We start from the raw sequence: 6,392 nt of genomic DNA, 5'->3' as shown, positions 1-6,392 counted from the left end.
GTCGCCGCCTGTCCCGCGAAGAGCGCCTGCAACAGTTGCTGGAAGTGGCCTGGCAATTGATCGGCGCGGAAGGCACCGAAGCCCTGACCCTGGGCCGCCTCGCCGAACAGGCCGGAGTGACCAAGCCGGTGGTCTATGACCATTTCGTCACCCGCGCAGGATTGCTGGCGGCGCTGTACCAGGACTTCGATGCCCGCCAGACATTGCTGATGGACGCCGCCCTGGACCGCAGCGAAGCGACCCTGGCCAGCCGCGCGACGGTCATCGCCGGCTCTTACGTCGATTGTGTGTTGACCCAAGGCCGCGAGATCCCCGGGGTGATCGCCGCGCTGGCCAGTTCGCCGGAACTGGCGCGGATCAAGGAGGAGTACGAACTGATCTTCCTGGAAAAATGCCGCGCCGCCCTCGCCCCCTTCGCGGCGCCCGGGACCATAGCCACGGCTGGCCTGCGGGCGATGCTCGGGGCCGCCGAAGCGCTGTCCCATGCCGCGGCCACCGGAGAAATCAGCCGTGAGCAGGCCCGCGACGAGCTGTTCGACACCATTGTCGCCATGGTCGAGCGCAGTGCGCGGCGTGGTACCGGCCCGGCTTAACCGGCTTCGCCTGCCACCGCCACGGCAGGTTTCATCGAGCCGAACCACCAGGTGACAAGAGCGCACAGGGCCATGACGCCGCAGGTGCCGACAAACACCGTGCGCATGCCCAAGTGCCCGCCGAGAAAGCCCCCGGCCAGGGGGCCGAGCACCTGCCCGACGTACTGGCTGGAGGTCGAGTAGCCGAGCATCCGCCCGGCGATGTTTTCCGGCACCGAATGGCGAATGATGCTGGAGATGCAGGGCAACAGGCCGCCCAGGGCCAGGCCCATGAGAAAGCGCAGCAGCACCAGTTGCCAGGGCGCGCTGACCAGCGCCTGGGGAATCAGCAGCAGGGCCGCGGCGGCGAGGCACACAGTGAGCACCCGCCAATGGCCGATACGGTCGGCCAGCTTGCCCAGCTGCGACGCGGAAATGATGCTGCCCAGGGCCGCGGCGGACATCACCAGCCCCGCCATCAGGGTGACCTTTTCCGCCCGCAGTTCCTGCAAGTACACGGTGATGATCGGCTCGATGGACATGGTCGCGAACATCAGCAAACAGGCCACCGCGAACATGCTCAGCACCGGCCTCTTGTCCTTCACCGACGCCCAGGAGTTGTCCGGCGCCTGGCCCTTTTGCGTGGCCGGGCGCGGCTCGCGCGGCGCCTCCTGCAACAGGAAGGTGGTGGCCAGGAAGGTCACGAAGATCACCGCCCCGGCGATGAAGAAGGTGTTGCGGATGCCGATCAGCGGCGGCAGCAGACCACCCACCAATGGCCCGGCCAGGCTGCCGGCCATGATCCCCGAAGACAGCACGCCCAGGGCCCAGCCGGAGCGCGCCTTGGGGGTTTGCGTGGCGACCAGGATGGTCGCCCCCGAGGCATAGCCGCCGAGCAAGCCCGCCAGCAGGCGCAACAGCACCAACTGCCAGACGTTCTCCGCCAGGCCGATCAGCGACATGGCCACGGCCATGCCGAGGCTGGCGCGGATCAGCATCAGCTTGCGCCCATAGCGGTCACCCAGGCGGCCCCACAAGGGCGCGGTGATCGCCGCCGACAGGAAGGTCGCGCCAAACGCCACGCCGGACCACTGGACGATGGCCGCCGGGTCGCTGACCCCCAGTTGCTCGACGTACAACGGCAGGAACGGCAGCAGCAGGGTCATCGCGACAATAGTGGTGAACGCCCCCAGGGCGCACACCGCGAGGTTGCGCTGCCAGTAGCGTTCGGCGGGAGACAACGGCTGCGGGGTGGACATTGGGGCGCTCCATCGGTCAGGGACGGGGCCACGCTACAGGCTCGAATTCGATAAATAAAATTCATGTTTTTTATGCAGTGGATTCCTACAAGGAATCCGCGCAACGCCTGCGGTGATGTCGCGAGCCTGATAGATTCAGTCGCGCTTCCAGCGCTTGCGCGCATGCAGGTACGCCGCGAGGTCACCGTAACCCAGCTGGGCCGCCACCTGGGCGCGGCTCTCGCCGAGAAACTCCAGCTGTTGCTCCAGCTCGGCGCGGACTTGATCGAGCAACTGGCGAAAGGTCATGCCCTGCTCCTCCAGGCGCCGACGCAAGGTGCGCGGGCTCTGGTACAGCGCCTCGGCCTGGTTCTCCAGGCTCGGCACCACGCCACGGGCCAGGCTGTCGCGCATGCTGGCCGCGACCTTGCCGGTCCAGCCGGCCAGTTGCAGGCGCTGGGCCAGGCGGCGGTCCAGCTCGCTGCGCAACAACTCCTGCATGCCGGCGTGGCGCGTCAGCAGCGGCAGGCGCAAGGTGGCCTGGTCGTAGTACAGGCAGTTGTGCGGGCAGTCGAATTCGAGGTTGTCGCCGAACCACTGGCGGTATTGCGCGTGGTACGCCGGGCGCGGATGGCTGAAGCAGGCGCGTACCGGTTGCACGGGTTGCCCGGTGCTTTGCCGCATCTGGGTCAGGGCCATGACGCAGTAATGCTCGACCACGTAGCGGGTCAGCCCGGCGGGCGCGTCGATGCACAGTTCGACGCCGAGCAGATCGCCGTCGCTGACCAGCCTCAGGCTGTCCATGTCCGAGGCCAGCGCGGCGTAGTCGGCCCAGCATTGCATGGCGCCGCGCACGTCCGGGCAGTACAGGCAGATGTAGGCCAGTACGTGCAGGTCCTGGGGGGTGAATTCGCCGAACAGGTGCAGGCCGATGGCCGGGTCGCGCTCCGCCGCCAGGCGCCACAACTGTTCCAGTTCCAGCAGGTTGTAATCCTGGCGGTCGCCGCGGGTCTGGCGCTGCAGCACCCGTTCCAGCACCCGGCCGAGCTGGCCCCGGTGAAAACGGCGAACCGGTTGATTGGCCTCTTCGCCAGTGTTTTTGTCCAGTTCGCGCATAGGGTCCGGGCGGCTCTTGGTTTCTTATTGTTCGGGCAATGCCCATGTCGGGCCTGACTCGAGATTGCCATGAATACAACAATGCTCGCCAACAATCCAATCCTGGTCGTGGCCGGGATTTTCCTCGGTTTCATCCTCCTGGAAATCGCCTGTACCTGCTTTCGCCAGCCCAAGGGCCAGCGCCGCGATGTGCTGATCGAGATCATCGGTTCCTCGCTGTTGCTGGGCCTCACCTTCCCCTTGGTGATGTTCCTCAGCACCCTGCTGCTCGACACCTTCGCGCCGTCCCTGAAGAACAGCCTGGGCGACCTGCACTGGGTGGCGGGCGCCGCCCTGTTCCTGTTGCTCGATGACATGACCCAGTACTGGTGGCATCGCCTGACCCACCGCCTGCCGTTCCTCTACGCGCTGCACCGCGCGCACCATTCGGCACCGTACATGAGCATCCGCATCGTCTATCGCAACAACAGCTTCTATTACCTGCTGATGCCGGGCATCTGGCTCTCCGGCGTGCTCATCTACCTGGGCCTGGCGCCGGTCTACTACGGCTACCTGATCGTCAAGATGACGGTGATCTTCGCCGCCCACAGCAGCGTCGCCTGGGACGACAGGCTCTATCGCATCCCCGCCCTGCGCCCGCTGATGTGGCTGCTGGAGCGGACCATCTCGACCCCTTCCACCCACTCCGCCCACCACGGCCTGAACGCCCATGACGGGGTGACCCACTACAAGGGCAATTTCGGCAATCTGCTGTTCTTCTGGGACGTGTTGTTCGGCACCGCGAAAATCACCCGCCGCCGCCCCACCGCCTATGGCATCGAAGATTTGCGTCCCATCAGCTGGCAGCAGGAACTGTTCTGGCCGCTGGTGCGTTCGCCCAAACCCGCGGCGCGTTCCGAAAAAACCACGCAGGAGGTGGCGCAATGAGCCTGCATATCGTGCTGATCGCCGGCTCCAGCCAGCCCGACAGCCAGTCGGCCAAGGTTGCCCATTACCTGAGCCAACGCCTGCGCCAACTGAAACTCTGCGAGCAGGTCACGCTGCTCGACCTCGGGCGCTCGCCCTTGCCGCTCTGGCCAAGCCCGGACTCGAGCGACGCCTGGAGCCAGTACTCGGCCACCTTGCTGCAGGCCGACGCGCTGGTGGTGGTGACGCCGGAGTGGAACGGCATGGCCTGCCCGGCCATCAAGAATTTTTTCGTGTATGCCGGCCACACCGAGCTGGGGCATAAGCCGGCGTTGCTGGTCGGGGTCTCGGCCGGCCTCGGTGGTGCCTACCCGCTCGCCGAGCTGCGGGCCTCCAGCTACAAGAACTGCCGGATCTGCTACCTGCCGGAACAGCTGATCGTTCGCCAGGTGGAAGGCGTATTCAATGCGTATTCCGAGCCCACGCCTGAAGAACGCCACCTACGTGCCCGCGCCGACTGGAGCCTGGAAGTCCTGGCCGAATACGCCGGCGCGCTGAAGCACCTGCGCTCGCGCATCGATATCCGCGCCGTGCCCTTCGCCAACGGAATGTAGCCACGCAATACAGGAAGTGAACACTCCGGCGAGGCACCCTGCCTCCCCGGCGCCGGGAAGGAATTCGCTTTCGCCAAGGCTCGTCCCGGCCAACTGTGGCTACAGTCTTATAAGCCGCCACGGGCTTGGCGCCCTGCTGCACGCGGGCAAGTCCATGAGCGGCCTGACAAAGACACGGGCAAGGGTGAACCTTATCGCCGCCTGCCCGGTCGATAGATGCAATCTGGCCAGGTTTGGCGATAAGCCCCCGTTTCTTCCAATGGGGCGTCGTATGGCTGGTTTCATTTCCTGGAGAACGCCCGTGATAACGACCCGACACATCGCCAGTCTCAAAGCCTGGGGCGCCCATGGTTTCACCGCGACCGGCGTGGTCACGGCCTTTCTCGCCACCCTGGCGCTGTTCGACAACCAGCCCAAGGCCTGCCTGCTGTGGCTGGGCGTGGCGCTGATCGTCGATGGGGTCGACGGCTCGCTGGCGCGCAAGGTCAATGTGCAGTCGGTGCTGCCGCATTTCGACGGCTCGGTGCTGGACCTGGTGATCGACTACCTGACCTATGTGTTCATCCCGGCGCTGTTCATCTATCGCTACATCCCGCTGCCGGACTACAGCGCGCTGCTGGCGACCTCGGTGATCCTGGTGTCGTCGCTGTTCTGCTTCTGCAACGTCAACATGAAGAGCAAGGACAACTATTTCGTCGGTTTTCCCGCAGCCTGGAACGTGGTGGCCCTGGCGCTGTACATCCTTGCCCCGACACCCTGGCTGAGCCTGTCGAGCATCGTGGTCCTGGCGCTGCTGACCCTGACCCGGATGAAATTCCTCCACCCCTTCCGCGTGCGCCGCTTCATGCCGGTGAATATCGCGGTGACTGCCATCTGGCTGCTGTGCAGCCTATCGCTGGTGATCAACCATCCCTACAATGGCCCGTGGGTGATGGGCTTGTGGCTGGCGATGTCGGCGTACTTCCTGGGCATCTGCATCTGGCGCACCGCGCTGGGCTGGTTCGACCGCGCGCGGACCTGAACCCCTGCTGTATCCCTGACCGCAACGAGACTCGACATGCTCTACCGCTTCGCCGCTGACGCCCTGGTATCGCTACACCTGGCCTTTATCCTGTTCGTACTCTTCGGCGGCCTGCTGGTGCTCAAGTGGCCGCGCCTGGCCTGGCTGCACCTGCTCGCCGCGACCTGGGGCGTGGCGGTCGAAGTCTTCCACCTGCCCTGCCCGCTGACCGAGTGGGAAAACCGCCTGCGCCACGGTGCCGGCCAGCAGGGGTATGGCGACGGTTTCATCGAGCACTACCTGATCCCGCTGATCTACCCGGCCGGGCTGACGCCGCAGATCCAGCTGGGCCTCGGCGCGCTGGTGCTGCTGATCAACGCCCTGGTCTACGGGCGGCTGTTGTGGCGGCGCCGGCAGCCTTGAAAAAATCCGCGGCATGGCTGGCGAATCCCGCGCCACAGCCTGCCCCGTCTGTGTATATTTCCAGGCAACCCCGTGGGCAACGGCGATCCGCGATCGCTTCGAGTGGAGTCCATAGATGCCCGATTTCCAGATCCGCCAGCCTTGCCCGCCCGGTGCCTGCAACTGCGATCGCGAGCGCCTGCTGCAAACCCCTGGCACCGACCTGCGCATCCTCGGCCTGACCCGCCAGGAGGAAAAGCGCCTGCTCGAGCGGCTGGAGAACCTGCAAAGCCTGAGCGACCTCGAACACATGCAGCGGCGGATGTACGAACTGCTGGGCATCCGCGTGCAGATCGCCCCCAGCTTCAACGAAGTGCGCAGCATGCGCGGCATCGCCATCCAGCTCGACGAGCTGCCGGGCCTGTGTCGCAAGACCCGCCAGTCGATTCCCGCCGCGATCCGCCGCGGCCTGGAGAAGAACCCGGAAATCGCCTACCGTCTGCTCGACGCCCACGACCTGTTGCGCGACGCCTGAACTGGAATG

Annotated in this window: 8 protein-coding genes; 6 read left to right on the top strand and 2 right to left on the bottom strand. The window is 65.6% G+C overall.

All coding sequences use genetic code 11. The features are described from left to right. Window positions 1–593 (top strand): TetR/AcrR family transcriptional regulator (locus AC07Y9_RS28675; RefSeq protein ID WP_256581621.1); only part of this gene is annotated, 593 nt, incomplete at its 5' end. Here AC07Y9_RS28675 and AC07Y9_RS28670 read toward each other — a convergent pair. Together AC07Y9_RS28670 and AC07Y9_RS28665 are read right to left on the bottom strand one after the other, a co-directional pair. Next, complete coding sequence (locus AC07Y9_RS28670) at window positions 590–1,831, bottom strand: MFS transporter (protein ID WP_102680611.1); 1,242 nt, start codon at window positions 1,829–1,831, stop codon at window positions 590–592. The genes AC07Y9_RS28675 and AC07Y9_RS28670 overlap by 4 nt on opposite strands. Window positions 1,832–1,966: 135 nt before the next feature. Beyond that, window positions 1,967–2,926, bottom strand: coding sequence for an AraC family transcriptional regulator ligand-binding domain-containing protein (locus AC07Y9_RS28665; protein ID WP_102680610.1), 960 nt, complete (start codon window positions 2,924–2,926; stop codon window positions 1,967–1,969). A 69-nt stretch (window positions 2,927–2,995) separates the two neighbouring features. Between AC07Y9_RS28665 and AC07Y9_RS28660 the strand changes: the two genes are divergently transcribed. The 5 genes from AC07Y9_RS28660 (at window position 2,996) to AC07Y9_RS28640 (ending at window position 6,383) form a co-directional block, all read left to right on the top strand. Next, a complete protein-coding gene (locus tag AC07Y9_RS28660; RefSeq protein ID WP_092418449.1) occupies window positions 2,996–3,853 on the top strand; it encodes a sterol desaturase family protein in 858 nt (285 codons plus the stop codon). Then, complete coding sequence (locus AC07Y9_RS28655; RefSeq protein ID WP_102680609.1) at window positions 3,850–4,446, top strand: NADPH-dependent FMN reductase; 597 nt, start codon at window positions 3,850–3,852, stop codon at window positions 4,444–4,446. Before AC07Y9_RS28660 ends, AC07Y9_RS28655 begins: the two co-directional genes overlap by 4 nt. Before the next feature lie 301 nt (window positions 4,447–4,747). After that, entirely contained in the window at window positions 4,748–5,467 is a 720-nt protein-coding gene (gene pcsA / locus AC07Y9_RS28650; protein ID WP_007924962.1) for a phosphatidylcholine synthase, read from the top strand. A 36-nt stretch (window positions 5,468–5,503) separates the two neighbouring features. After that, window positions 5,504–5,869, top strand: a complete 366-nt coding sequence (locus AC07Y9_RS28645; RefSeq protein WP_102680608.1) for a DUF2784 domain-containing protein — start codon at window positions 5,504–5,506, stop codon at window positions 5,867–5,869. Window positions 5,870–5,984: 115 nt separating this feature from the next. Further along, window positions 5,985–6,383: a hypothetical protein gene (locus AC07Y9_RS28640; RefSeq protein WP_087088143.1), complete on the top strand. Its 399-nt coding sequence runs from the start codon at window positions 5,985–5,987 to the stop codon at window positions 6,381–6,383. Window positions 6,384–6,392 lie beyond the last annotated feature (9 nt).

It is taken from the genome of Pseudomonas sp. GW456-L12 (genome assembly GCF_059424045.1).
This window is presented reverse-complemented; position numbering and strand designations above follow the sequence as displayed.

What these genes read in the sequence shown, in the direction of transcription:
- AC07Y9_RS28670 (WP_102680611.1), bottom strand. Translation starts at nt 1,831, where the DNA reads ATGTCCACCCCGCAGCCGTTGTCTCCCGCCGAACGCTACTGGCAGCGC.
- AC07Y9_RS28665 (WP_102680610.1), bottom strand. Translation starts at nt 2,926, where the DNA reads ATGCGCGAACTGGACAAAAACACTGGCGAAGAGGCCAATCAACCGGTT.
- AC07Y9_RS28660 (WP_092418449.1), top strand. Translation starts at nt 2,996, where the DNA reads ATGAATACAACAATGCTCGCCAACAATCCAATCCTGGTCGTGGCCGGG.
- AC07Y9_RS28655 (WP_102680609.1), top strand. Translation starts at nt 3,850, where the DNA reads ATGAGCCTGCATATCGTGCTGATCGCCGGCTCCAGCCAGCCCGACAGC.
- AC07Y9_RS28645 (WP_102680608.1), top strand. Translation starts at nt 5,504, where the DNA reads ATGCTCTACCGCTTCGCCGCTGACGCCCTGGTATCGCTACACCTGGCC.
- AC07Y9_RS28640 (WP_087088143.1), top strand. Translation starts at nt 5,985, where the DNA reads ATGCCCGATTTCCAGATCCGCCAGCCTTGCCCGCCCGGTGCCTGCAAC.